Source organism: Pseudomonas sp. Root71 (assembly GCF_001429045.1).
In the GTDB taxonomy this organism is placed as follows: domain Bacteria; phylum Pseudomonadota; class Gammaproteobacteria; order Pseudomonadales; family Pseudomonadaceae; genus Aquipseudomonas; species Aquipseudomonas monachiensis.
The window spans coordinates 172127-197310 of record NZ_LMHY01000026.1 but is presented as its reverse complement, the minus strand read 5'-3'; the positions used below and the strand labels follow the sequence as shown (position 1 = coordinate 197310).

At 60.1% G+C, this 25184-nt stretch carries 24 protein-coding genes and 1 pseudogene; 8 read left to right on the top strand and 17 right to left on the bottom strand.

The window, feature by feature from the left end:
* The first annotated feature begins 233 nt into the window (after positions 1 to 233).
* The 3 genes and pseudogenes from ASD95_RS19355 to ASD95_RS19350 all read left to right on the top strand — a co-directional run bounded on the left by ASD95_RS19355 (position 234) and on the right by ASD95_RS19350 (position 1656).
* Positions 234 to 875 (top strand): hypothetical protein, encoded by a 642-nt coding sequence (locus ASD95_RS19355; RefSeq protein ID WP_056721008.1) that lies wholly within the window; start codon positions 234 to 236, stop codon positions 873 to 875.
* Positions 876 to 932: 57 nt separating this feature from the next.
* A pseudogene (locus tag ASD95_RS29225) lies at positions 933 to 1034 on the top strand (DUF4197 family protein); the annotation flags it as partial.
* 271 nt (positions 1035 to 1305) lie between these two features.
* Complete coding sequence (locus ASD95_RS19350) at positions 1306 to 1656, top strand: YbaY family lipoprotein (RefSeq protein ID WP_162252400.1); 351 nt, start codon at positions 1306 to 1308, stop codon at positions 1654 to 1656.
* 126 nt (positions 1657 to 1782) lie between these two features.
* On the opposite strand, the gene ASD95_RS19345 is transcribed toward ASD95_RS19350, so the two are convergent.
* Positions 1783 to 4848 carry an efflux RND transporter permease subunit gene (locus tag ASD95_RS19345; RefSeq protein ID WP_056721012.1) on the bottom strand — a complete coding sequence of 1022 codons (3066 nt, stop codon included), beginning with the start codon at positions 4846 to 4848 and terminating at the stop codon, positions 1783 to 1785.
* Positions 4849 to 4854: 6 nt separating this feature from the next.
* Positions 4855 to 5955, bottom strand: coding sequence for an efflux RND transporter periplasmic adaptor subunit (locus ASD95_RS19340; RefSeq protein WP_056721015.1), 1101 nt, complete (start codon positions 5953 to 5955; stop codon positions 4855 to 4857).
* Positions 5956 to 6048: 93 nt separating this feature from the next.
* Between ASD95_RS19340 and ASD95_RS19335 the strand changes: the two genes are divergently transcribed.
* Positions 6049 to 6687, top strand: coding sequence for a TetR/AcrR family transcriptional regulator (locus tag ASD95_RS19335; RefSeq protein WP_056721017.1), 639 nt, complete (start codon positions 6049 to 6051; stop codon positions 6685 to 6687).
* A 131-nt stretch (positions 6688 to 6818) separates the two neighbouring features.
* Here the strand turns inward: ASD95_RS19335 and ASD95_RS19330 are convergent, their stop codons facing one another.
* Positions 6819 to 7601, bottom strand: a complete 783-nt coding sequence (locus tag ASD95_RS19330; RefSeq protein WP_056721019.1) for a class I SAM-dependent methyltransferase — start codon at positions 7599 to 7601, stop codon at positions 6819 to 6821.
* 93 nt (positions 7602 to 7694) lie between these two features.
* Between ASD95_RS19330 and ASD95_RS19325 the strand changes: the two genes are divergently transcribed.
* Positions 7695 to 8315, top strand: coding sequence for a hypothetical protein (locus tag ASD95_RS19325; protein ID WP_056721020.1), 621 nt, complete (start codon positions 7695 to 7697; stop codon positions 8313 to 8315).
* 3 nt (positions 8316 to 8318) lie between these two features.
* Here ASD95_RS19325 and ASD95_RS19320 read toward each other — a convergent pair whose 3' ends face one another.
* From ASD95_RS19320 to ppc, 6 genes are all read right to left on the bottom strand, one after another.
* Positions 8319 to 9140 carry an isocitrate lyase/PEP mutase family protein gene (locus ASD95_RS19320; RefSeq protein WP_056721022.1) on the bottom strand — a complete coding sequence of 274 codons (822 nt, stop codon included), beginning with the start codon at positions 9138 to 9140 and terminating at the stop codon, positions 8319 to 8321.
* A 34-nt stretch (positions 9141 to 9174) separates the two neighbouring features.
* Complete coding sequence (locus tag ASD95_RS19315) at positions 9175 to 10035, bottom strand: DUF72 domain-containing protein (protein WP_056721023.1); 861 nt, start codon at positions 10033 to 10035, stop codon at positions 9175 to 9177.
* The gene (locus ASD95_RS19310; RefSeq protein WP_056721025.1) at positions 10035 to 10340 is read right to left on the bottom strand and encodes a hypothetical protein; all 306 of its coding nucleotides are present in this window, start codon (positions 10338 to 10340) and stop codon (positions 10035 to 10037) included. The genes ASD95_RS19315 and ASD95_RS19310 overlap by 1 nt, the downstream gene beginning before the upstream one ends.
* Positions 10341 to 10558: 218 nt before the next feature.
* On the bottom strand, positions 10559 to 11233 hold the full coding sequence (gene tsaB / locus ASD95_RS19305) for a tRNA (adenosine(37)-N6)-threonylcarbamoyltransferase complex dimerization subunit type 1 TsaB (RefSeq protein WP_056721027.1): 675 nt from the start codon (positions 11231 to 11233) through the stop codon (positions 10559 to 10561).
* Positions 11234 to 11327: 94 nt separating this feature from the next.
* Complete coding sequence (gene adk / locus ASD95_RS19300) at positions 11328 to 11975, bottom strand: adenylate kinase (protein WP_056721029.1); 648 nt, start codon at positions 11973 to 11975, stop codon at positions 11328 to 11330.
* A gap of 288 nt (positions 11976 to 12263) precedes the next feature.
* A complete protein-coding gene (gene ppc, locus ASD95_RS19290; RefSeq protein WP_056721031.1) occupies positions 12264 to 14894 on the bottom strand; it encodes a phosphoenolpyruvate carboxylase in 2631 nt (876 codons plus the stop codon).
* A 202-nt stretch (positions 14895 to 15096) separates the two neighbouring features.
* Here ppc and ASD95_RS19285 point away from each other — a divergent pair, with 202 nt between their 5' ends.
* From ASD95_RS19285 to ASD95_RS19275, 3 genes are all read left to right on the top strand, one after another.
* Entirely contained in the window at positions 15097 to 15441 is a 345-nt protein-coding gene (locus ASD95_RS19285) for a hypothetical protein (protein WP_056721034.1), read from the top strand.
* Between the two features lie 267 nt (positions 15442 to 15708).
* A complete protein-coding gene (locus ASD95_RS19280) occupies positions 15709 to 16122 on the top strand; it encodes a DUF4398 domain-containing protein (RefSeq protein WP_056721036.1) in 414 nt (137 codons plus the stop codon).
* A 45-nt stretch (positions 16123 to 16167) separates the two neighbouring features.
* A complete protein-coding gene (locus ASD95_RS19275) occupies positions 16168 to 16965 on the top strand; it encodes an OmpA family protein (RefSeq protein ID WP_056721038.1) in 798 nt (265 codons plus the stop codon).
* 75 nt (positions 16966 to 17040) lie between these two features.
* Here the strand turns inward: ASD95_RS19275 and ASD95_RS19270 are convergent, their stop codons facing one another.
* From ASD95_RS19270 to ASD95_RS19230, 8 genes are all read right to left on the bottom strand, one after another.
* The gene (locus ASD95_RS19270; protein WP_046041078.1) at positions 17041 to 17370 is read right to left on the bottom strand and encodes a hypothetical protein; all 330 of its coding nucleotides are present in this window, start codon (positions 17368 to 17370) and stop codon (positions 17041 to 17043) included.
* Positions 17367 to 18281, bottom strand: coding sequence for an alpha/beta hydrolase (locus ASD95_RS19265; RefSeq protein ID WP_056721041.1), 915 nt, complete (start codon positions 18279 to 18281; stop codon positions 17367 to 17369). Before ASD95_RS19265 ends, ASD95_RS19270 begins: the two co-directional genes overlap by 4 nt.
* A 126-nt stretch (positions 18282 to 18407) precedes the next feature.
* Entirely contained in the window at positions 18408 to 19685 is a 1278-nt protein-coding gene (locus ASD95_RS19260) for a flavohemoglobin expression-modulating QEGLA motif protein (RefSeq protein WP_056721043.1), read from the bottom strand.
* A gap of 32 nt (positions 19686 to 19717) precedes the next feature.
* The gene (locus ASD95_RS19255) at positions 19718 to 20272 is read right to left on the bottom strand and encodes a hypothetical protein (protein ID WP_056721045.1); all 555 of its coding nucleotides are present in this window, start codon (positions 20270 to 20272) and stop codon (positions 19718 to 19720) included.
* A gap of 121 nt (positions 20273 to 20393) precedes the next feature.
* Complete coding sequence (locus tag ASD95_RS19250; protein ID WP_056721047.1) at positions 20394 to 21110, bottom strand: TetR/AcrR family transcriptional regulator; 717 nt, start codon at positions 21108 to 21110, stop codon at positions 20394 to 20396.
* 98 nt (positions 21111 to 21208) lie between these two features.
* Positions 21209 to 22711 (bottom strand): lysine--tRNA ligase, encoded by a 1503-nt coding sequence (gene lysS, locus ASD95_RS19245; protein WP_056721048.1) that lies wholly within the window; start codon positions 22709 to 22711, stop codon positions 21209 to 21211.
* Between the two features lie 114 nt (positions 22712 to 22825).
* A protein-coding gene (gene prfB, locus ASD95_RS29220; RefSeq protein ID WP_109790603.1) for a peptide chain release factor 2 occupies positions 22826 to 23921 on the bottom strand; the annotation gives its coding sequence in 2 pieces (ribosomal slippage) (positions 22826 to 23848 and positions 23850 to 23921; 1095 coding nt in all).
* Positions 23922 to 24136: 215 nt separating this feature from the next.
* Positions 24137 to 25138: a response regulator gene (locus tag ASD95_RS19230; RefSeq protein WP_056721050.1), complete on the bottom strand. Its 1002-nt coding sequence runs from the start codon at positions 25136 to 25138 to the stop codon at positions 24137 to 24139.
* Between the last annotated feature and the right edge of the window lie 46 nt (positions 25139 to 25184).

The following is a 25184-nucleotide window of genomic DNA, read 5'->3' as shown; positions in this document are numbered from 1 at the left end:
CGAGAAACTGCTGTGGTAGCAAGCCTGAACTGGTGCGCTGCATAGCAGTGAAGATGAGGCGGGTTTTGTCGAACGCAACTGACCTTCACCTTTCCCGGAAACAAGGACGTTTCTGATCAAATCCGTCTGCGATTCGCCTTCTCACAGAGAGTTTTTCCTACGCAAGGCTTGATTGCTTTGGGGATACGCTCAGCGCTCGTCATTTCGACGAACCAACGGATAAGGAAATCATTATGACGCAACATAGAATCAACGCGCTCTTGCACTTTCCTCCGGACTACGAAGTACCGGAAGGCTGCGACATCAATATCAGAGTACAAAACATTACCAACAGAACTGTGCCGATCCTTCACGGCATATGGGGCAGTAACACACTACCCTCGGCACGTCCCATCAATTTTGGTGTCAGTGTCGATTCAAACCTGAATGCCGTCGGAAGTCGCTATGTCATCAACGTAAAAATTTCCCACCAGAACACCGCGCTCTTGCTGGATATAGAGCGAGAATTCCACTGGGCAGGAGGGGATCACGATGCAGACATTTATTTGAGCCCCGTGGGCTACATCGCCGTGGAAAAGACCTGGATGCCGAGGATCGGTTACCCTGCCGACTCGAAACTGTATGTAAAGCTGATTGAACCCGTTAGCGATGAGAACGACGAGACCCTTGTGTGTGAAGGGGTCGGCTTGACCGGGGAGCCTAATTTCTATCTGAAATATGACCCGTCCATGATCAAACCGGGCCGACTTTACACGCTGGTCGGCTCATTTGAGACCTATGGCCAGCGCCGACTGTCGCTGGGGCTTCATCCAGCGAAACTGATACTGAAGCCTAATGATGTTGTTCATCTTGCAGATTTCGGTGCCTCTACCTGAAAGCCTGCGGATCGACACTTGACGCAAGATCCACTTATTTCATGCCACAGGCGTAGTGTCACCGAGCAGGCGTTGAATGGCTTGTTCGAGATGATCGGCAAACAGGAAGAAACCATCCGCCAGAACCCGGCGGCTGCGGCAACCAGTTTGGCGAAGTAGGTGTTTGGAACCTTGTAATTATTATCTGTCCGCAATACCAAAGAAGCCCCCTGAATCTGTGAAGGTCAGCGGGCTTTTTCGTCTTCCGTTGTTTTCTATTACCGCGGACCGTGGCCGCCCCCTCAAGGACTTAGTAGAAGTGAGAACGTTTCTGCTATATCAAACACACTCTTCGTCACAGATTGCAGGAATTGCCCTACATAAAATTCGTGGTGTCGACTCTATGGTTAGCACTCGTCAATACCGACGATTCTTTGAAAGGGAAATCAAAATGAATAGGGAAAAAGAAATTACCGGCAACGTGGTTTATTTCGAAAAAGTTGACCTTCGACCTGGCTCGTCCCTCCATGTCAGCTTAGTGGATACCACTCAGTCAAATGCTCTGAAAACGCTGGCTACAGAGATCTATTCCAATGTGAATAACGACATCATGGAATACACATTGAGTTACGACCTTGCAAAACTGCAGTACGGGAACACCTACTCCATCAGTGCAAACATCCTCTATGAAGACCAAGTGGTCTTCACCTCCACGAAACCTGTACCAGTGGATTTGAGCGCGGATATGATGTGGGTCAAAGATGTGGTGGTGAGCATCGTTAGTGTTTCGCCAGGCGCATAACCGGCAGTTTTGCTGAAGTTGTCGTTGGCGCCGCCTGTCCCCAGGTGCCAACGACAACCGTATTACCCTCTCAACCAACAAAAAACCATGAACCTGGTCGGCCCGAAGGCCGCCAAGATCAAACCCTCAAACCGACTCTTTGCGAACCCGAAACCAGGCGGCATAAAGGGCAGGCAAAAACAACAGAGTCAACGCCGTGGCCACAATCAACCCCCCCATGATCGCCACTGCCATCGGCCCGAAAAACACACTGCGCGACAACGGAATCATCGCCAATACCGCCGCCAGCGCCGTCAGCACAATCGGCCGGAACCGCCGCACCGTCGCCTCGATGATCGCCTCCCAAGGCTTGAGCCCCGCCGCGATATCCTGCTCGATCTGATCCACCAGAATCACCGAATTACGCATGATCATCCCCGACAACGCGATAGTCCCCAGCATGGCCACGAAACCGAACGGCTGACGGAACACCAACAGAAACAGCGTCACCCCGATCAACCCCAGCGGCGCCGTCAGGAACACCATCGCCGTGCGCGAAAAACTTCGCAGCTGCAGCATCAGCAAGGTCAACACCACCACGATGAACAGCGGCACCCCGGCCTTCACCGAGTTCTGTCCGCGCGCCGAGTCCTCTACCGTACCGCCGACATCCAGCAAGTAGCCATCGGGCAATTCAGCGCGGATCGGATCGAGGGTCGGCATGATCTGCTGCACCAGCGTCGCCGGTTGTTCTTTGCCATAGATGTCGGCGCGAACGGTCACGTTGGGCAGGCGGTTGCGGTGCCAGATGATGCCCTCCTCGAAGCCGTATTCCAGGGTCGCGATCTGCGACAGCGCGACACTGCGACCGTTATCGGTCGGCACCGCCAGGCTCGGCAGCAATGACAGTTCGGTGCGCTCATGCAAGGTGCCGCGCAACAGGATCTCGATCAACTCGTTGTCTTCACGGTACTGGCTGACGCTGGAACCGGTCAGGGAGCTTTGCAGGAACCTCGACAGGTTCGCCGTGCTCACGCCCAGCGCCCGCGCGCGGTCCTGATCAATGTTCAGGTACACCACCTTGCTCGGTTCTTCCCAATCCAGGTGGACGTTGACCACATGGGGGTTCTCGCGAACCTTGGCCGCGACTTTGCGCGCCAGCGCCCGCACTTCCTCGATGTGCTCCCCGGTCACGCGAAACTGCACCGGATAGCCAACCGGCGGACCGTTTTCCAGGCGCGTGACCCGCGAACGCAGAGCCGGGAATTGCTCGTTGAGGGTCGAGATCAACCAGCTGCGCAGGGTTTCCCGTTCTTCGATGGTTTTCGCCAGGACGACAAACTGGGCGAAGCTCGCCGCCGGCAGTTGCTGATCCAGCGGCAGGTAGAAACGCGGCGAACCGGTGCCGACGTAGGCCACATAATTGTCGATCCCGGTCTTGTCCTTGAGCAGCGCTTCGAGGCGCTTGACCTCGTCGGCAGTGTTGCTCAGCGAAGCGCCTTCGGCCAGTTTCAGGTCGACCATCAACTCCAGGCGACCCGATGCCGGGAAGAACTGCTGCGGCACAAAGCGGAACAGCACGATAGAGGCAACGAACAACAGCACGGTCACCAGAATCACGGTTTTGCGCCAGCGCACGCACCACTCCACCAGACGCCGGACGCGCTGGTAAAACGGCGTGGCATACGGATCGGGTTGACCGGCACCGTGTTTGGCGGCGTGAATCTTCGCCAGGTCCGGCAGGAGTTTTTCCCCCAGGTACGGCACGAATACCACTGCGACCACCCACGACGCCAACAGCGCGATGGTGACCACCTCGAAGATCGAGCGGGTGTATTCGCCAGTGCCCGATTGCGCCGTGGCAATCGGCAGGAAGCCGGCCGCGGTGATCAGCGTACCGGTGAGCATCGGGAACGCGGTGCTGGTCCAGGCATAACTCGCCGCTTTGACCCGGTCGAAGCCCTGCTCCATTTTGATCGCCATCATTTCCACGGCGATGATCGCGTCGTCCACCAACAAACCCAGGGCCAGTACCAGCGCGCCGAGGGAGATCTTGTGCAGGCCGATGCCAAGGTAATACATGCTCGCGAACGTCATCGCCAGCACCAGCGGAATCGCCAGGGCCACCACCATGCCGGTGCGCACGCCGAGGGAGAAGAAGCTCACCAGCAACACAATGGCCAGCGCCTCGACCAGCACTTGCACGAACTCGCCAACACCGGTTTTCACCGCCGCCGGTTGGTCGGAAACTTTACGCAGCTCCATGCCGGCCGGGAGGTTTTTCTGGACGCGGGCAAACTCGACTTCCAGCGCCTTGCCCAGCACCAGGATGTCACCGCCGTCCTTCATTGCCACCGCCAGGCCGATGGCGTCTTGCGCCATGAAGCGCATGCGCGGCGCCGGTGGATCGTTGAAACCACGACGCACGTCGGCCACGTCGGAGATGCGGAAAGTGCGATCACCGACACGGATCGGGAAGTTCTTGATCTCGTCGACCGTCTGGAAATTCCCCGTCACCCTTAGCTGCAGGCGCTCGCTGCTGGTTTCGAAGAACCCCGCCGTGGACACCGCGTTCTGTTCTTCAAGGGCTTGCTGGACGGCCGCCAGCGGCAAGCCGAGGGTGGCGAGCTTGACGTTGGAGAGTTCGATCCAGACTTTCTCGTCCTGTAAGCCCAGCAGTTCGACCTTGCCCACATCCTTGACCCGTTGCAGCTGGATCTGGATGCGGTCGGCGTAATCCTTGAGCACGGCGTAGTCGAAACCCTCACCGGTCAGGGCGTAGATATTGCCGAACGTGGTGCCGAATTCATCGTTGAAGAACGGCCCCTGAATCCCCGGTGGCAAGGTATGGCGGATGTCGTTGATCTTCTTGCGCACCTGATACCAGAGTTCCGGGATCTCCACCGAGTGCATGGAGTCGCGCGCGATGAAGGTCACCTGGGACTCGCCGGGGCGGGAGAACGACATGATGCGTTCGTATTCGCCGGTTTCCATCAGCTTCTTTTCGATACGTTCGGTGACCTGGCGCGAGACTTCTTCGGCGGTCGCTCCCGGCCAGTTGGTGCGAATCACCATGGCCTTGAAGGTGAACGGCGGGTCCTCGCTCTGGCCGAGCTTGGTGTAGGAAAGTGCGCCGACGATGGCCAGCAACAGCATCAGGAACAGGACGATCTGGCGATTACGCAGCGCCCATTCGGAAACGTTGAAGCGCATCGGGGCTTACTCCTTGTCCGCCAGATTGACCACGCGATTGGAGCGATCCACCGGGCGCACCTGCTGCCCTTCGAGAAGCACATGGACACCGGCGGCCACCACCCAGTCGCTGGCGTTGAGCCCTTCAAGCACCGGTACGGTTTTCTCGCCGAAGGCACCGATTCGCACCGGGGTTTTCTTCAAGGTGTTGTTGGCACTGACGACCCAGACATAGGTCACGCCGTTTTCCGCTGTCAGCGCAGACAGCGGAACGGACAGCGGAACCACGTCGACGGCCTGCACGAACACTCGGGCGCTCTGGCCCAGTTCGACAGGAACCTTGCCGGAACTGAAGGCAATGCGGGCCGCGAAGGTGCGCGATTTTGGATCAGCCGACGGCGACAATTCACGGATACGCCCTTCGAATCGCTGATCGGGCTGGGTCCAGAGCTCCACCGACACCGGCTCACCGACCTTGAAACGGCCGAAGTTCTGCTCCGGCAGGCTGATCAAGACTTCACGCTCACCATCGGTTGCCAGGGTGAACACCGTTTGCCCCGCAGCCACGACTTGCCCGACCTCCACCAGGCGCTTGGCCACGACACCGTCCTGCGGCGCACGCAACACGGCATAGCTGGCCTGGTTATTGGAAACGTTGAATTCGGCTTTGATTTGCTTGAGACGTGCCTCACCGGAGCGGTAGAGGTTTTCGGCGTTGTCGTATTGCGAGCGGCTGACCAGTTGGCGCTCCATCAGGGTCTTGTAGCGATCACGCTCGGAACGCACCAGGTTCAGATTGGCTTCGGCGGCGGCGACCTGAGCCCGGGTGGCCTCCAGTTGCAGGCGCACGTCCTGGGGGTCGAGCTCCGCCAAGGGTTGATCGGCCTTGACCCGCTGCCCCTCATCGACCAGTCGTCGGCTGACTTTGCCGCCGATACGGAACGCCAGGTCCGGCTCATACCGTGCGCGAACTTCACCGGGATAGCTTTCCATGGCCTGCGCCGAAGGCTCTGGCTGGACCACCATGGCCGGGCGCACGCTGACCTGCGGTGCCTCTTCGTGACCGCACGCAGACAATAAAAAAGCCAGGGTGACTGGCAACGCGAGGGGCAAGGCATAGCGGAACATGGTGAAGGACCTTTCGCTAATGGTGCTTTGAATAATTATACTGAGCAGTATGTTATTAATAGCAAACTCACCAGTCCAGTAATAAAAACGAATATGCCAAACAATCTTTCAGCACCCAATGGACCAGGCAGACCCAAGGATCTGGTCAAGCGCCAGGCGATTCTCGATGCGGCCAAAGCGCTGTTTCTGAGTAAGGGTTATGCCAATACCAGCATGGATGCCGTCGCGGCCGAGGCCGGTGTGTCGAAGCTGACGGTCTATAGCCACTTCAACGACAAGGAGACGCTGTTCTCCGCCGCCGTGATGGCCAAGTGCGAGGAACAGTTGCCGACGCTGTTCTTCGAACTGCCGGAAGGCGTGGCCGTGGAAACCGTGCTGCTGAACATCGCACGCGGATTTCATCAACTGATCAACAGTGACGAATCGCTGAACCTGCACCGTTTGATCATGGCCTTGGGCAGTCAGGACCCAAAACTCTCACTGATCTTCTTCGAGGCCGGGCCTCAGCGCATGCTGCACGGTATGGAACGCTTGTTGAGCAAGGTCAACGAAAGCGGCGCATTGAGCATCGACAAACCGCACAATGCAGCAGAACACTTCTTCTGCCTGCTCAAGGGCGCAGCGAATTTCCGGCTGCTCTTCGGCTGTGGCGAACCATTGGACGACGAGGCCGCCGAGAGTCATGTGCAGGAAGTGGTGGGATTGTTTATGCGGGCTTATCGGCCTGAGTGAGCCTGGTGAGTTTATGGTGATTGGGCGGGCGTATTCGCGAGCAAGCCCGCTCCCACAAGTGACCCGGTTCCGTCAGACAGTATGCGATCAAATGTGGGAGCGGGCTTGCTCGCGAAGGGGGCGACTCGGTCTTACGGCTTGAGCGCCTTTTTCGGATAAATGTCATACCGACTGGACTTGCCATCGAGCGCATGACTCGGCTTCGGCCCATCGATGCACGGCGCCTTGCGCGGGCGCTTGACCACCACCCGGTGGCTGGCCAGGGCCAACGCGGCTTCGAGCAATGCCGGCGCATCCGGGTCATCGCCCACCAATGGCCGAAACAGGCGCATTTCCTTCTTCACCAGCGCGGTTTTCTCACGGTGCGGGAACATCGGGTCGAGGTAGATCACCTGCGGTGGTTCGCCTTCCCAGTTGCGCATGACCTCGATCGAATTGCCCTTGAGCAAGCGCATGCGCGCCACGATCGGCGCCACGTCGAAATCTTCCGCGCCACGGGCCAGGCCGTCTTCGAGCAAGGCACCGATCAGCGGCTGACGCTCGATCAGGCTCATCTCGCAACCGAGGCTGGCCAGCACGAACGCGTCCTTGCCCAGCCCTGCCGTGGCATCCAGCACCCGCGGGCGCACGCCTTGGGCGACGCCGACGGCCTTGGCGATCATCTGCCCGCTGCCGCCGCCGTACAGCCGGCGATGGGCCGCACCGCCCTCGACGAAGTCCACCCGCACCGGCCCCGGCGCATCCGGCCCCAGTTGTTGCAGCTGCAAGCCCATGTCACCCACCTGCAAGGCAAACTCGCCGTCTGCCACTTGCATTGGCAAGCCCAGGCGCTCAGCCCATTGTTCGGCTTGTGGCTCGAAAGCCGCGTCGAGGGCCTGGACATGGATGCGGCAGGCCGCAGGTTGATCAATCATCGGAAAACACGCTCAAAAAATTAATGATCGGCAAAAACGGCCGATAACAAAACTATCGAGCATTTTGCCAGAGCTGAGCGTCGACCGAGAGAAATGTCAGACATTCAACCCACAATCACAGGTTTTATCTCGCCCTACGGCGACTACAACCTGCGAAACACCCAGGCACTGAGCGGCGTCAGCCACATCTGGCAGGATTTCTTTGCCCGGGCGCTGGCAGAACAGTCGGGTGAAGTACTGCCGCAATCGCTGAACTTTCCACCGGTCGATCTCGAAAGCCCGGTTGAACCCACGATCGGCAGCGACCTGCTGGCCCACATCGTGTCCCAGCGCGAATGCGACGTGAAGGACAACGTAATCCGCCCGCCCGAGCCGCTGTTCCTGCCGATCGCCGAATTCGAGATGGACCTGGCCGACAAGCCATCCCCACCGTTCCCGGCGGACGAAATCGTCGCCCAGCAAAAACAGCAGGACTTCGAAAGCGGCTGGGTTCGCCCGATCGTATTGAACGCCGGTCAACCGCTGCCAGAAGGTGGCCCTGCCCCGCAACCGCGTCCGCTGCACCTGCCGATTGCCGAATTCGAACTCGATCTGCTCGACAAGCCGTTCCCGCCGTTCTCGCCGCAAGAGCTGGTGGAACAACAGAAACAATTCGATTTCGACAATGGCTGGGCGCGCCCGATCATCCTGCAGAACCTGCGCATCGCCGCCTGATCCTCAGCCTTTGAAAAACTGATTGGCCTTCTGATAGGGCATCGACCGGGACGTGAAACCGAACGTACCTGATGTCTGGATTTCTTCGGCGGCGCGAAAGAACTCTCCATAGGCCGCCAATGCCAGTGCCGATCCGACACTGATGCGTTTGACGCCCATTTCACCCAACTGCGCGACCGTCAGCTTCAAGCCGCCCGACATCAACACATTCACCGGCTTTGGCGCCACGGCGCGCACCACCGCCAGCACATCCTCGGCGCTGCGCAGGCCCGGCGCGTAGAGCACATCGGCACCGGCCTCGGCGAATGCCTGCAAGCGCCGGATGGTGTCGGCCAGATCGGGATTGCCGTGCAGGAAGTTTTCCGCCCGGGCAGTCAACGTAAAGTCGAACGGCAAACTGCGAGCGGCTGCCACAGCGGCTTCGATGCGCGCCACGGCGTGTTCGAAACAGTAGATCGGGCCTTCTTCGCGGCCGGTGGCATCTTCGATCGAACCACCGACGGCGCCGACCTCTGCCGCGCGCAAGATACTTTTCGCGCAGTCGGCCGGGTTGTCGGCAAAGCCGTTTTCCAGGTCGACGGCAACCGGCAGGTCGGTGGCGGCGACAATCGCCCGGACGTTCATCAGGGTATCGTCGAGAGTCAGTCCGCCATCGGCACGGCCCTGGGAAAAGGCATAACCGGCGCTGGTGGTTGCCAGCGCCTCGAAGCCAAGGCTGGCGAGCATTTTCGCCGAGCCGGCATCCCACGGATTGGGAATCACAAAAGCCCCGGGGCGTTCATGAAGGGCTTTGAACGCCTGGGCTCGAAGGGTTTGCGCATCCATTGGGCAGGCTCCTGAAGAGGGGAAAGAATCCGCCTCAGAGCAGGCCAAGTTGCTCGGCGACGGGTTCTCTGTATAGCTCAGGCAGCGCCGGCAAGCCAGGCAAACGCAGCATCAGCCTGGCATGAAAACGCTGCGCCAGCTTCGCGGCCAGCAAGTTATCGGCGGTGTGCAGGAAGATGTACGGCGTACGGCCCTCTTCGATCCATAGCGCGATTTTCTCGACCCACGGCTCCAGGAACGTATCGTTGGCTTCAAGCGTCGGATGGCCGATAAAACGCACCTGCGGGAATTGCGTGAATGCCGCGGGGCGCGGTGGCACCCGAGGTTTCTTCGATTGGGCGTGGAGCACCGAGGGCTCGGTCGAGGTGCAACTGAACAGAGCACGGGGATCGAGACAGATGCGTTCGACACCGCGATCCAGCAGCAGACGATTGAGCATTCGTTCGCTGTCACCCTTGGCGAAAAACTCGTCGTGCCGCACTTCCACGGCCAGCGGCCGCTGCAGGGCATCGATGAATCCGGCCAGTTCCGGCAAGCGTTGGGGCGTGAAGCTTTTCGACAGCTGTAACCACAGTGGCGACACTCGCTCGCCGAGCGGGCTGAGCAATTGCACGAAGGTTTCGGCGGCGGTCAGTTGCTCGCGCAGATCGCCACCGTGGCTGATCTCGCCGGGAAACTTGGCGGTGAAGCGAAAGTGTTCGGGCATGGTCTCGGCCCAACGCTGCACGGTGCTGGCAGCCGGGCTCGCGTAGAAGGTCGTGTTGCCTTCCACGGCATTGAAAACCTGGCAATAGAGATCAAGAAAGTCGGCGGGTCTGGCGTCGGACGGATACAGGTAGTCGCGCCAGGCGTTTTCGCTCCAGGACGGACAACCGAGGTAATACGGCAGCAACATCAGATGTACAGGTCGAGACCCAGCACATCCGCTTCCCAATCGACGAAACCGGCGGTGCTCAGGTAGCTGGCCAAGGCTGTCGCCACGCTTTTGCTCATGGCACGGTGGTAAATCATGTCTTGCTGACGGGCGGGGAGATTGCTCAGTTTTTGCGCGGAAGCTTTGGCGGCGCGGGCAGCCAGTTGCTCTTCAGTCGGGAATTCCAGCTCGCCTTCGATATCAATGGCGTCGTCTTCCACCACGCGGTCTTTGCGAGGCTTGCGCTTGATGGGGTAGGACTGAGAGGAAACGCCGTCTATACGCATACGTGCATACTCGGAATCAGTGATGGCAGTTTAGTGGCTCATATCCCACTTCGCAAACCGCCGAGTGATAACTAGAACACATAAAAGACAAAAGGTTTAAAAGCTGGGGTTAGAAAAAGACGATTGGTGGTGCCTGGAAAAGATCGCAGCCTGCGGCAGCTCCTACAGGGAAATGCGATCTTCTGTAGGAGCTGCCGCAGGCTGCGATCTGTAAAGGCTTAACGCGCCTTGGGCGTCGCCACCTTGTCACGCAGATATACCGGCTGCGCCTCATCGGCCACGATCGCCTCGCCACGTTCCCAGGCAAACCGCGCCAGAGTCAGCAAGTCTTGCGCATGGGGCAACATGCCCGCGTCCTGCCCGCTCAGGCTGACGGCGATACGTTCGGCATAACCCCAACCAGTGCCTGCGCCGAACCATTCGCCGCCGGCATCGGCCGGCAATGCAGCGGACTCCGGCGGCAGTACAGCTTCAGCCCCCACCAGGCGCATCTCCCCGGCCGCTTCGCGGTAGCAACCCCAATACACTTCATCCATGCGCGCATCGATGGCGGCGGCGACCTGAGTGGCGCCGTGTTCACGCAACGCACGTTGCGCCAGCACGGCCAGGTTCGACACCGGCAGCACCGGGCGATCCAGGGCGAACGCCAGGCCTTGCACCACGCCGATGGCAATGCGCACACCGGTGAAGGCCCCCGGGCCACGGCCGAACGCAATGGCGTCGACCGCTTGCAGCGTGGTGCCCGCATCGGCCAGCAACTGCTTGATCATCGGCAGCAGCTTCTGCGCATGCAGGCGCGGGATCACCTCGTAATGGCTCGTGACCTTGCCATCATGCAGCAAGGCAACGGAGCAAGCTTCAGTCGCGGTGTCCAGGGCCAGCAAGGTGCTCATCGATGTATCCACAAGAGAAATCAGAAAAAAGTGCGTCAGTATAAACAACTACGGCCCGCAAGCGGGCCGTGGATGATGCAGCGGGTCAGGTTTTTCAGCTCAGGGCTGCAAGCACCTTGGCGGTGATCGCTTCAACCGAACCGACGCCTTCGATGTGGCTGTACCTAGGCTTGCCATTGGCAGCCGACAGCGTCTGGTAGAACTCAACCAGCGGCTTGGTCTGGGAGTGGTAGACCGACAGGCGATGACGCACGGTTTCTTCGGTGTCGTCCTTGCGCTGTACCAGCTCTTCACCGGTGACGTCGTCAATGCCAGCCACTTTCGGCGGGTTGTAGACGATGTGGTACACGCGGCCGCTGGCCTCGTGAACACGGCGACCGGCGATACGCTGGACGATTTCTTCGTCTTCAACGGCGATTTCAACCACGGCATCGAGCTCGACGCCTGCAGTCACCAGGGCTTCTGCCTGGGGAATGGTGCGCGGGAAGCCGTCGAACAGGAAACCGTTGGCGCAGTCGGACTGGGCGATGCGGTCCTTGACCAGTGCGATGATCAGGTCATCGGACACCAGGCCACCGGCATCCATGATGCTCTTGGCCTTGATGCCCAGCTCGGTGCCGGCCTTGACCGCTGCACGCAACATGTCGCCGGTGGAGATTTGCGGAATGCCGAATTTTTCGGTGATGAACTTAGCCTGAGTACCTTTACCGGCCCCGGGAGCTCCCAGCAGAATGACGCGCATCGATGTGCTCCTCAATTTTTTATATGGATAACGTCAGATTCGCCTCGTGGGGCCAATCTCAAAAATAGGGTCGTGACCGCCCAAACGGTCAAAGGCTGATCAAGATACACAGCAGGCTGCGCCCACACAAGACGCCAAAAGTCGGAGAAACCGCTGCCTCTTGCGACCATTGCGCGCAGTTTCCCAAGTCGCAACCCCATCATTAACTGTCGCCTGACAGCACTTTTGCCCCCGTCAAACGTCGGCATCCGGCTCACCTGCCGGACGCCTCAGCCCACGGCAAAAACCTTAGCCGGTGTTACGCAAACCGGCGGCAATCCCCGCCACAGACACCAGCAAGGCCTGTTCTACCGGGCTGCCCTGCGCCACGTCCTGCACTCTTGAACGAGCCAGCAACTCGGCCTGCAATAGATGAAGCGGGTCGAGGTAAGTGTTGCGCAAGCGGATGAACTCAAGGGTCGCTGGGCTATGTGCCAGCAACTGCGACTGCCCGGTCAGGCCGAGAACGATGGTGCACGCCTGCGACAATAGGTCGCGTAAGTGCGCACCCAATGGCAATAGTTTCGGCTCCACCAGACGCTCATCGTAGGACTGCGCAATGTCGGCATCGGCCTTGGCCAGGACCATTTCCAGCATGTCGATGCGGGTGCGGAAGAACGGCCACTGCTCGCGCATTTGCCCCAGCAGCTCGCCTTCGCCACGCTCCAGTGCCTTGCTCAGGGCCGCTTCCCAACCCAGCCAGGCCGGCAGCATCAGGCGCGTCTGGGTCCAGCCGAAGATCCACGGAATCGCCCGCAGGCTTTCGATCCCCCCGGCCCGGCGCTTGGCCGGACGACTGCCCAGCGGCAAACGGCCGAGTTCCTGCTCCGGCGTCGACTGGCGGAAATACTCCACGAACTGCGGGTTTTCCCGCACCACCGCGCGGTAGGCGCTGACACCGTCTGCGGCCAGTTCGTCCATCAAATGGCGCCACTCGGGCGTAGGTGGCGGCGGAGGCAGCAAAGTCGCCTCCAGCACCGCGGCCAGGTACAGATTGAGGTTTTGCTCGGCGATGTCCGGCAGGCCGAATTTGAATCGAATCATTTCGCCCTGTTCGGTGGTGCGGAAACGCCCCGCCACCGAGCCCGGTGGCTGCGACAGGATCGCCGCGTGGGCCGGGCCGCCGCCTCGCCCCACAGTGCCGCCGCGACCATGGAACAACAGCAGCTCGACGTCGTGCGAACGGCAGATATCCACCAGTCGCTCCTGCGCCCGGTACTGCGCCCAGGCCGCCGCGGTGGTGCCGGCGTCCTTGGCCGAGTCGGAGTAGCCGATCATCACTTCCTGCGGCCCTTGCAGGCGCGCGCGATAGCCCGGCAACAGCAGCAGCTTCTCGATCACCGGCCCCGCGTTGTCGAGGTCGGCCAGGGTTTCGAACAACGGCACCACGCGCATCGGCCGCAACACGCCTGACTCTTTGAGCAGCAACTGCACGGCGAGTACATCGGAAGCCGCACCGGCCATGGAAATCACATAGGAACCGAGGGATGCCGACGGCGCAGCGGCGATTTCCCGGCAGGTCGCCAGTACTTCGGCGGTGTCGGCGGAAGGTTTGAAGTATGTCGGCAACAACGGCCGACGATTGCTCAGTTCGCGCATCAGGAAGGCGATGCGCTCTTCTTCGCTCCAGTCCTCGTAGCGACCCAGGCCGAGGTAGTCGGTGATTTCGGTCATCGCCGCGGTGTGCCGCGACGAGTCCTGGCGTACATCCAGACGAACCAGGAACAGGCCGAATGTCACGGCCCGACGCAGGCAATCGAGCAACGGCCCGTCGGCGATCACGCCCATGCCGCACTCGTGCAAGGAGCGGTAGCAAAGCTCCAGTGGTTCGAGCAGTTCGCGGTTGTCTTGCAGTACGTCGATCGGCGCCGGTGCGGGCGTCGACAAGGCGGCGTGTGCCCAGTTTCGCGTTGCCCGCAGGCGTTCGCGCAGATGTTTGAGCACAGCCCGGTAGGGCTCGGCGCTGTCTCCCGCCCGGGCCTTCAATTCATCGCTGGCCTGCTGCATCGACAGCTCGGCGGCCAGGCGATCGACATCGCGCAGGTACAAGTCAGCCGCCATCCAGCGCGCCAACAGTAAAACTTCCCGGGTCACCGCCGCCGTCACATTCGGGTTGCCGTCGCGGTCGCCGCCCATCCACGAGGCAAAGCGAATCGGTGCCGCCTCCAGTGGCAGGCGCAGGCCGGTGGCGGCGTGCAGGGCCTGATCGGCCTTGCGCAGATAATTGGGAATGGCCTGCCACAGCGAATGCTCGATCACCGCGAACCCCCACTTGGCTTCGTCCACCGGCGTCGGGCGCGTGCGGCGGATCTCCTCGGTGTGCCAGGCTTCGGCGATCAGGCGCTGCAGGGTGGTCTTGATCTGTTCGCGCTCGGCACCGGTCAAGTCACGGTGATCCTGAGCCGCCAGTTGCGCGGCGATGGCGTCGTACTTCTGGATCAGCGTGCGGCGGGCTACTTCGGTCGGGTGCGCAGTCAACACCAGCTCGATCTCCAGCCGGCCCAGTTGCCGGGCCAGCGAGTCGGCGCCATGCCCCTCGGCGCGCAGGCGCGCGAGCAACTCCGGCAGCACCCGGGCTTCGAACGGTGCCTCCCGGGATTCCTCGCGACGGTGAATCAACTGATATTGCTCGGCGATGTTGGCCAGGTTGAGAAACTGGTTGAACGCACGCGCCACCGGCAGCAACTCGTCTTCGCTCAGCTGATTGAGGCTGGCACTGAGTTCGGCGTCCATGGAACCGCGCCGGTCAGCCTTGGCGCCCTTGCGGATCTGCTCGATCTTGTCGAGAAAACCATCGCCATATTGCTCACGAATGGTGTTGCCCAACAGCTCACCCAACAGGTGAACGTCCTCGCGCAAGCGTGCATCAATATCGGTCATCAGCAGGTCTCCAGCAAAAAATCCGGGCGGCTAAGAAACAAGAGAGTGCCGCCCCAGACAGGTTCTTACAAGCAAGACGACGAAGGGCCTGTAAACCCTGCCTGTTGAGGCTAGTCTGAACAGTAAGCCGTACAACGGTTGTCACCGGCCAGTGCCGGACACTCACTCTGCCTGCCACGAGCGGGAGCGCAATGAGGTCAATATGAAAATCCGCGAGCTTGCCCACCACTGGGAAGAAAACGCCAAGGGTCGCCTGACCGACACCGGCTACTCGATTCATCTGGACGTGGAGTCTGCCGCACGGCTGGCCGCGCTCGTCGAAATGTACCCCAAGCGGCATCCCGAAGAACTGCTCGGCGATCTGATCGGCGCCGCACTGGAAGAGCTGGAAAGAAGCTTCCCGTACGTCAAGGGCACGACCGTGGTTGCCACCGATGAAGAAGGCGATCCGCTGTACGAAGACATCGGGCCGACCCCGCGCTTTCTGGCGTTGTCCCGTCGACATTTGCATGACTTGTCGGTGCCTGAAGACAAACAGAAACACTGAACATCCGCAAAACCTGTGGGAACGGGCTTGCTCGCTCCCACATTAGCCCGTATTCCAATTCAAAAAATCGCACTTCTCCTGCCCTAAAGGGCGCTGTCGACTTGATCCAAGTTTTTCGATAGCCGGCTATTTTCTCTGAACTTTCAAAAAAAGCCTCGGGTCAACCCAAGTAACCACGCCTGGGACGAGCGTTTCAAAATACCCCGCAATTGATGGTTTCAGCGCCCTGCCCGGGGTGGACTTCGACGTTTTTCAGGAACTGGCCCAATGGAGTTGAAGACCATGAAAACCCGAACCGGAACCCCCTCATTTACCTGTTCGCAAAGCCTCAAACTGGTGGCGTTGGCCCTGGGCAGTTGCCTCGTGCTGGCCGGTTGCGCCGGTAATCCGCCGGCCGAGCAGTACGCGGTCACCCAATCGGCCGTCAATGACGCCGTGAGCGCCGGCGGCACCGAGTTCGCCGCAGTGGAAATGAAGTCGGCCCAGGACAAGCTCAAGCAAGCCGAAATTGCCATGCACGACAAGCAATACGACCAGGCCCGGATGCTCGCCGAACAGGCCGAGTGGGACGCTCGCGTGGCCGAGCGCAAGGCCCAGGCGATGAAGGCCGAACAATCAGTGAAGGACGCGCAGAAAGGCGTTCAGGAATTGCGTCAGGAAAGCCAGCGCACCGTTCAGTAAGCGGCGCGGCCCCCCGCATTCCCACTCGACTAAAAGGACGAAATCATGAAATCCAATCAATTGATGATCCCTGCCCTGCTGGCTGTCACCGTAGCCCTGACAGCCTGCTCCACACCACCGAACGCCAACCTCGAACAGGCCCGCAACAACTACACTGGCCTGCAAGCCGATCCGCAGGCCAGCAAAGTCGCGGCGCTGGAGACCAAGGAGGCCAGCGACTCTCTGGACCTGGCCGATAAGGCCTACAGGGACAAGGAGGACGCGGCCAAGGTCGACCAGCTAGCCTATTTGACCAACCAGCGCGTCGAAGTGGCCAGGCAGACCATCGCCCTGCGCACCGCCGAGGCCAGCCTGAAAGATGCCTCGGCGCAACGGGCCCAGGCGCGCCTCGACGCCCGTGACCAGCAGATCAAACAGTTGAAAGACAGCCTCAATGCCAGGCAGACCGATCGCGGGACGCTGGTGACCTTCGGTGATGTGCTGTTCGCCACCGACAAGGCCGAGCTGAAATCCAACGGCCTGGCGAACATCAGCAAACTGGCGCAGTACCTCCAGGAAAACCCCGAGCGCAAAGTGATTGTCGAGGGCTACACCGACAGCACCGGTACGGCGTCGCACAACCAGTCGCTGTCGGAACGTCGCGCGGGCTCCGTGCGGGCGGCGCTGGTGAAGATGGGCGTTGATCCGGCGCGTATCGTCGCCCAGGGTTACGGCAAGGAGTATCCGGTGGCGGATAACAGCAGCACCTCGGGCCGGGCGATGAACCGTCGGGTAGAGGTGACCATCTCCAATGACAATCAGCCGGTGATTCCGCGTTCGGCGATGAGTTCATACACCCAATAATCAAGCTACTGCGCGAAACCAGTGTGGGAGCGGGCTTGCTCCCACATTTGATCTCTATTGCCAACAAATACCGGTTTACTGCTCCAGCTTCTGCGGCGTTTCCTGCCCCATGCAGCGCACGGCTTTTTTCTTGCTGTCGACCAGCACGCCGGTCAGGCCTTTCTGTTCCATGTCGAACAGCACCAGCACGCCATCGATGCACTGCGCCACTTGCGCGGCCGGTTCCAGGGAGACTTTGTAGTCTTCACCCGGCACGGTCTTGAGCATGGTGAATTCGTTGAGCAGCAACGCATCCTCAGGCTTGGCGAAATGCAGGTAGCCGTACCACCACAGGGCACCGACAGTGCCGAGGATGCTGCAGATACCGGTGATGATCAGCGGGATAGCGTTACGTTCTTCACTCATTGCGGACTCTCTGGTGGTTCATCTTCTGAATTCGGGGGTGCCGGATAGTTGGGAATTTCACCCAACCGGCGCAGGCCGTTGAAATGCTGCGGATCATCTAGATAACGCAACATGACCTTGCGCCAGACCGGGTCGGCGAACGTCTGCACATGACCGCCACGGGTCAGTTGCAGCACCCGCGGCGGCGGCGCAGCTTGATACAGACGGATGCCGTTGGAAAGAGGCACGATCGGATCGTCGATGCTGTGGTAGATCAGTTTCGGCACGTCCTTGAGTTGCGTCATGGAGTTGATCGCGCTGTCGCCGTCCGGCACCAGCCACGACAACGGCACCTGCACCGGCCAGGTCAACCATGACGTACTCAAGGCAAACTGACCGATGCTTCGGTAGCTGGCGGGCACTCCGTCGAGGACAAAAGCCTTCAGTTGTTTCTGGCGTTCAGGGTGCTGGACCAGGTAATGCACGGCCATCGAGCCCCCAAGGCTCTGGCCGAGCAGGATCAGCGGCTTGCCTTTGACCTCCGGCGCCTGGTCGAGCCATTTGAAGGCTGCGTCGATGTCCTGATAGATCGCCGGCAGGCTGGGTTCACCTTCGGACAGGCCATAACCGCGATAGTCCACAAGCAACACCTGGTAACCATTTTTCGGCAACCAAAAGCTCCCACCGAGGTGCATGGGCAGGTTTCCACCGTTGCCGTGCAGGTGCAGCACCGTACCCTTGACCTCGACCCCCTTCTTCGCCGGCAGCCACCATGCGTTCAGCTTGAGGCCATCGGCGGTGATCAGGGTGACCGTGCGGTATTCGAGCCCGGCCTTTTCCGGCGTGAACAACTGGCCGGGTTCGGGGTAGAACAGCAGCGAACTGCAACCGTTCAAGGCCAGGAGAAGGCAGAGAATGCCGAGGGTTCTCATCCGGTGAAACCTCGCGATGGAAGGAAGGATTTTCGGTGAAGCTCCAATTGCCAAGATCGCAGCCTTCGGCAGCTCCTACAGGGGATCAGTGTAGGAGCTGCCGAAGGCTGCGATCTTTTGACAGCATCACAGGATGTTCGAGTAATCCGCCTCGATCCGGTCCAGGCTCAGGTGGTTGAGGAAGTTGGAGAAGCACATCCACGCCGACAGCGCGTTCATGTCGCGAAACTGTTCCGGCAGGTACTTGGGCGGCACCACCAGGCCTTCGTCCACCAACTGGCGCAAGGTACGCATGTCTTCCAGGGTGGTCTTGCCGCAGAACAACAGCGGTATCTGCTCCAGCTTGCCTTTACGCACGGCCAGTTGAATGTAGTTGTAAATCATGATGAAGCCCTTGAGGTAGGACAAGTCTTTGGTAAATGGCAGACCTGTCGGCACCGAGCCGCGGAAAACGCGACTGGCGTTGCTGTAGCTCTCGGGCATTTCGAAACCTTGCTCGCGGAAGAACTCGAACACCTGCAGGAAGTCGGCTCCCTCCTCCACCATGTGGATGGCGCGGGTGCGGTTGGTCAGTTTGCGCAGGCGACTCGGGTAGGAGGCGAAAGTGATGATTTCCATCAGGATCGCCAGGCCTTCCTGGGTCACCGTCGACGATGGCGGGCCCTTGGCGAGGAAGGTACAGATCGGCTGATTCAGGCCGTTGAGGGTGGTGCCGACGTGCACCAGCCCTTCATGGACTTCCAGGGCGCGTACATCGCGCTGGTTGAACATCGCATCGGAGCGGATCTTGATGTAATCGGCGCCGGCCGCCGCATCGGCGACGATCCCGTCGGACTCGAACACCCGGATGGTTTCCTCGGCTTCGCCAAACACCTTGTTCAAGCGATGCTGCAACAGGTCGACCGCATCCTTGGCCGTCAGCGTCTTTGGCTCATCCTTGAGGTCGCCACGGCCGTCGATGTTGTTCAGGTATTCGGACAACATCATGCCCAGGTCGGACAGTGTCGGGTCGCCAGCGTGGAACGCGTCGGACGCGGCGCCGTACAACTCCTGGGAGATCAGGCCGAAATCCTCGGTGCCACGCGCTTCGAGCATGCGGATCACCATGCGGTATTCCTTGCACATGCGGCGCATGATCTGGCCGACCGGGTTGAACTGGCCGAGCTGGCGGGTGATGTCGCGCTCGATGTTCTGGAACTCCAGCTTCACTTTGCTGGAATCGAACGCCAGCGGCCGATTGAGGTAGTAGTCGCGGTCCACCGCCGGCATTTCCTTGCCCTTGGCCTTGAGGAAGCCCTTACGAATGTTGTCGTCCCACTTGACCGCATCGAGGACGCGGATCGGCGTCTGCGCCAGCACGATGCGATCGGACAAAATGCGTATCGACTGTTGGTAATCGTCCACCCGAAACTCCTGTAGAAACCTGTTTGTACTGCTTATTTGGCTTTGGCCTGACGCTGGTAGCGCACGGCTTCGACGAACACATCGGAATTGGCCGGGTCGTCGAGGTAGGCTGCGACTTGATCCATGTGGCTGTCGACCAATACGCCATCACCGTCGTGGGTCTGGAAGCTTTCACCGCTCAGGGCTTTCTGCTTCATGGCCTGGTTGATCTGGTCGAGGTCGAGGTTGTAGACCACCAATTCATGCTTGTCGGTCAGTTCAAACCCGCCAATGGTGAAATGCCCGCCGAACTGTGCCGGCACCTTCGCCGACAGATACCAGCGGTTGCCATGGCGCGTCACTGTGAAGGGATAGGCCTCCCGCTCCCTGGGCCTGGCCCGGTAATAACTGACGGCCTGATAGCGGTTGTCGCCGATGCGGGTCAGTTCGAGGTTGAGCGGCTCGCCCCAGGCATTGGTGCTGGTCCATTTGCCGAGCAATCCCTTGGGCGCGGGTTCGCTGACAGGCAGCGGCTCCTTGAAGGTCACCAGACAGCCACTGAGCAGCAGGAACGACAAGGCGATCACAACGACACGCCAGGCTTTCATTCGAAACTCCCTATGAACACACAGCTAACCTGTAGGAGCTGCCGCAGGCTGCGATCTTTTGATCTTGTTTTTCAAAGGATCAAGATCAAAAGATCGCAGCCTTCGGCAGCTCCTACGGGGATTAGACCGACGCCAGCACCAGGTGCATGTAGCGCGTCAGGATGCCGAGCATTTCCTCTTCGGCGGCAGGCTCGTCTACGTTGAGCAGGCCCTGATATTCCATCCGGCCGATAATCGCCGTCAACACCTTGGCATCCTGATGCGGCTCGCGCGAGCCCAATACCTGGAACAGCTGGCAAGAGCCCTGCAACAGGATTTGCTGATGCGAGCGCACCAGTTCGGCCAGGCGCGGGTTAAGCAATGCCTCCTGACGGAACGCCTGCTCGGCCATCAAATGCTCACGGCGATTGACCAGTTGCCGGTGAACGTAATCGGTCATCAGCCGCGCAATGTCGTCCGCCAGTTTCGAGCGCGCCTGCGGGCTGCCATCGCCACTGTCGATCATCTCGCGCAGCAGGCCCTCGTTGTTCACCCACAGTTTGCCCATGTACGCCGCACTGCGTTCCACGTATTGGGCGAAGGTATCGGTGAGCAGGTCATCGATATCCTTGAAATAGTAAGTGGTCGCCGACAACGGCACTTGTGCCTCTGCGGCCACCGCACGGTGCCGTACGGCCCGCACACCGTCACGCACGACAATGCGCATGGCGGCATCCAGGATTTCCTGTCGTCGCTGTTCGCTGCCCTGTCGGCTGGCCTTGCGACCCTGGTACTGAACACTTTCAGCGACCGCAGTGGCGACACCCGCTGCACCTTCTTGAGCTATTGCACGAATCACGACAGGTATTTCCTCTCAGATGAAAGTAACAAGTTGATACGTTTGTACCAGACAGGCAATAAAAAGCCGCCTCAAAGGCGGCTTTTTATTTGAAACACTTACGCTTGCGGCCGCATGTGCGGGAACAGGATCACGTCGCGGATCGACGGAGAGTTGGTCAGCAGCATCACCAGACGGTCGATACCGATGCCTTCACCCGCCGTTGGCGGCATGCCGTACTCCAGCGCACGAACGAAGTCGGCGTCGTAGTGCATGGCTTCGTCGTCGCCGGCGTCCTTGTCGGCCACCTGGGCCATGAAGCGCTCGGCCTGGTCTTCCGCGTCGTTCAACTCGGAGTAGGCGTTGGCGATTTCACGACCACCGATGAACAGCTCGAAACGGTCCGTGACGTTCGGGTTGTCGTCATTGCGACGGGCCAGCGGCGACACTTCGAACGGGTACTGGGTAATGAAGTGCGGCTGCTCCAGCTTGTGCTCGACCAGCTCTTCGAAAATCATCACCTGCAGCTTGCCCAGGCCTTCGAAGCCCAGCACCTTGGCGCCGGCCTTCTTGGCGATGGCGCGAGCCTTGTCGATGTCGTTCAGGTCATCGGCGGTCAGCTCGGGGTTGTACTTGAGGATCGAGTCGAATACCGACAGACGCACGAACGGCTCGCCGAAGTGGAACACCTTGTCGCCGTACGGCACGTCGGTGCTGCCCAGGACCAGCTGCGCCAGTTCGCGGAACAGTTCTTCGGTCAGGTCCATGTTGTCTTCGTAGTCGGCGTAGGCCTGGTAGAACTCCAACATGGTGAATTCAGGGTTGTGACGAGTCGAAACGCCTTCGTTACGGAAGTTGCGGTTGATCTCGAACACTTTCTCGAAGCCGCCGACAACGAGGCGCTTGAGATACAGCTCAGGCGCGATACGCAGGAACATTTCCATGTCCAGCGCGTTGTGGTGGGTTTCGAACGGCTTGGCTGCCGCTCCGCCCGGAATGGTCTGCAGCATCGGCGTTTCCACTTCCAGGAAGTCACGCTTCATCAGGAAGCTGCGGATGTGGGCGATGACTTGCGAACGCACACGGAAGGTCTGGCGCACGTCTTCGTTGACGATAAGGTCAACGTAACGCTGACGATAGCGTTGTTCGGTGTCGGTCAGGCCGTGGTGCTTGTCCGGCAGCGGGCGCAGGGATTTGGTCAGCAGGCGCACGCTGGTCATTTCGACGTACAGGTCGCCCTTGCCGGAACGGGCCAGGGTGCCTTCGGCGGCGATGATGTCGCCCATGTCCCAGGTTTTCACCGCGGCCAGGGTTTCTTCGGAGAGGGTCTTGCGGTTGACGTAGACCTGGATACGCCCGGTCATGTCCTGGATCACCATGAACGAGCCACGGTTGAGCATGATGCGACCGGCAACCTTGACCGGGATCGCAGCCTCTGCCAGCTCTTCCTTGGTCTTGTCCGCGTACTGTTTCTGCAGTTGTTCGCAGTAGTTTTCGCGACGGAAGTCGTTCGGGAAGGCGTTGCCCTTGGCGCGCTCGGCAGCAAGCTTTTCCTTGCGCAGGGCGATCAGGGAGTTTTCTTCCTGTTGCAGGGCTTGCGGGTCGAGTTCTAGGTCGCTCATGTCTTTAAATATTCCATCAGGTTCGTTGCCCCCGGGCCCTGCGGCCCGGGGATTGCTCAGCAGGGACTAGGCGTCCCCCTGAGCTCCTACAGGGATCATCTTGTATTGCGTGTTTTACAGCCCGGACTTCAGGCTCGCTTCCAGGTATTCGTCGATGTCGCCATCGAGCACCTTGTCGCAGTCGCTGCGTTCGATGTTGGTGCGCAGATCCTTGATCCGCGAGGCATCGAGCACGTACGAACGGATCTGGTGACCCCAGCCGATATCGGACTTGGTGTCTTCCAGCGCCTGGGACGCCGCGTTGCGCTTTTGCATTTCCTGCTCGTACAACTTGGCCCGCAGCATTTTCATGGCGGTGTCTTTGTTGGCGTGCTGGGAACGTTCGTTCTGGCAGCTGACCACGGTGTTGGTCGGTACGTGGGTGATACGTACGGCCGAGTCGGTGGTGTTTACGTGCTGACCACCGGCACCGGAGGAACGATAGGTGTCGATCCGCAAGTCTGCCGGGTTGATTTCGATTTCCACCTTGTCATCGATCTCTGGCGAGACGAACACCGCGGAAAACGAGGTGTGGCGACGGTTGCCGGAGTCGAACGGGCTCTTGCGCACCAGGCGGTGCACGCCGATCTCGGTGCGCAACCAGCCAAAGGCGTATTCGCCCTTGATGTGCACGGTCGCGCCCTTGATCCCGGCGACTTCACCGGCGGACAGTTCCATGATGGTGGCGTCGAAACCGCGTTTGTCGGCCCAGCGCAGGTACATGCGCAACAGGATGTTGGCCCAGTCCTGGGCTTCGGTGCCGCCGGAACCGGCCTGGATGTCCAGGTAGGCGTTGTTCGGGTCCATTTCGTGGCTGAACATACGGCGGAATTCCAGCTTGGCCAGACTTTCCTCGAGACGGGCCAGCTCGGCGACGACATCGCCCACTGCGCCTTCGTCGTTCTCTTCGACGGCCATGTCCAGCAGGTCGCGGCAATCGGCCAGACCGGTGTTCAGCTCGTCGAGGGTATCGACGATCTGCGCCAGCGCGGCGCGCTCGCGGCCCAGTTCCTGGGCGTATTCAGGTTTGTTCCAGACACTCGGATCTTCAAGCTCGCGATTGACTTCGGTCAGACGCTCATGCTTTTGATCGTAGTCAAAGATACCCCCGAATAGTTTCGGAGCGCTCGGACAGGTCCTTGATGGTGTTCAGGATCGGGTTGATTTCCATGACGGGCAGCACTCGTTGGCGAACTTTTGAAAGCCGGCGAGTATACCGTAATCAAGCGGCCCCGGCAGCCCGCATGGCGGGTTTACCGGCGAATGGTTTTGGGAGTCACGGCGAGCACTTGTAGGAGCTGCCGAAGGCTGCGATCTTGCTTTAACGGCGAAGATCAAAAGATCGCAGCCTTCGGCAGCTCCTGCAGAGCGTGGTATTTCACCAGATCACCCGACCCCCACCTGATTACGCCCATTGTTCTTCGCCGAATACAGCCCCTTGTCCGCCGCCAGGATCAGGTCGCGGCAGTTGCTGCCCGCTTTCGGCGTGATGGTCGACAGGCCGATGCTGATGGTCAGGCTCGAACCTTCGGTGGGCGAGTTATGCGGGATCTTCAGGGCCGCCACGGTCTGGCGCAGCTTCTCGGCCACCAGTCGGGCTCCGCCCTGGGAGGTATTGGGCAGCACCAGGGCGAACTCTTCGCCGCCGTAGCGGGCCGGCAGGTCCGAAGGTCGGGCACTGGCATCCTTGATCGCCGCGGCGACCTTGCGCAGGGCTTCATCGCCCTCCAGATGACCGAAGCTGTCGTTGTAGGCCTTGAAATAGTCCACGTCGATCATCAGCAACGACAACTGGCTCTGCTCACGCAACGAACGGCGCCACTCCAGTTCCATGTATTCGTCGAAGTGCCGACGATTCGACAACCCCGTCAGGCCATCGGAGTTCATCAGGCGTTGCAGCACCAGGTTGGTGTCGAGCAGTTGTTGCTGGCTGACCCGCAACGCGCGGTACGCCGCGTCCCGTTGCAGCAGGGTCATGTAGGAGCGCGAGTGATAGCGGATGCGCGCGACCAGTTCGATGTTGTCCGGCAGCTTGACCAGATAATCGTTGGCCCCGGCGGCAAAGGCCGCGCTCTTGATCAACGGGTCTTCCTTGGTCGACAGGACGATGATCGGAATATCCTTGGTCGCCGGGTGATTGCGGTACTCGCGCACCAGGCTCAGGCCGTCGAGGCCGGGCATGACCAGATCCTGCAGGATCACAGTCGGCTTGATGCGCACCGCGTGGGCAATGGCCTGGTGCGGGTCGGCGCAGAAGTGAAAATCGATGTTCTCTTCGTTCGACAGGCCGCGACGCACGGCTTCGCCGATCATGGCCTGATCGTCAACCAGCAACACCATGGCGGCGTTTTCGTCGGTCTTGAAGTCGTCGAGCTGTAATTCAGTCATGTGCGGTCACCTGAGTACTACCTGAGCCAGGAATGAGGAAAAAGGT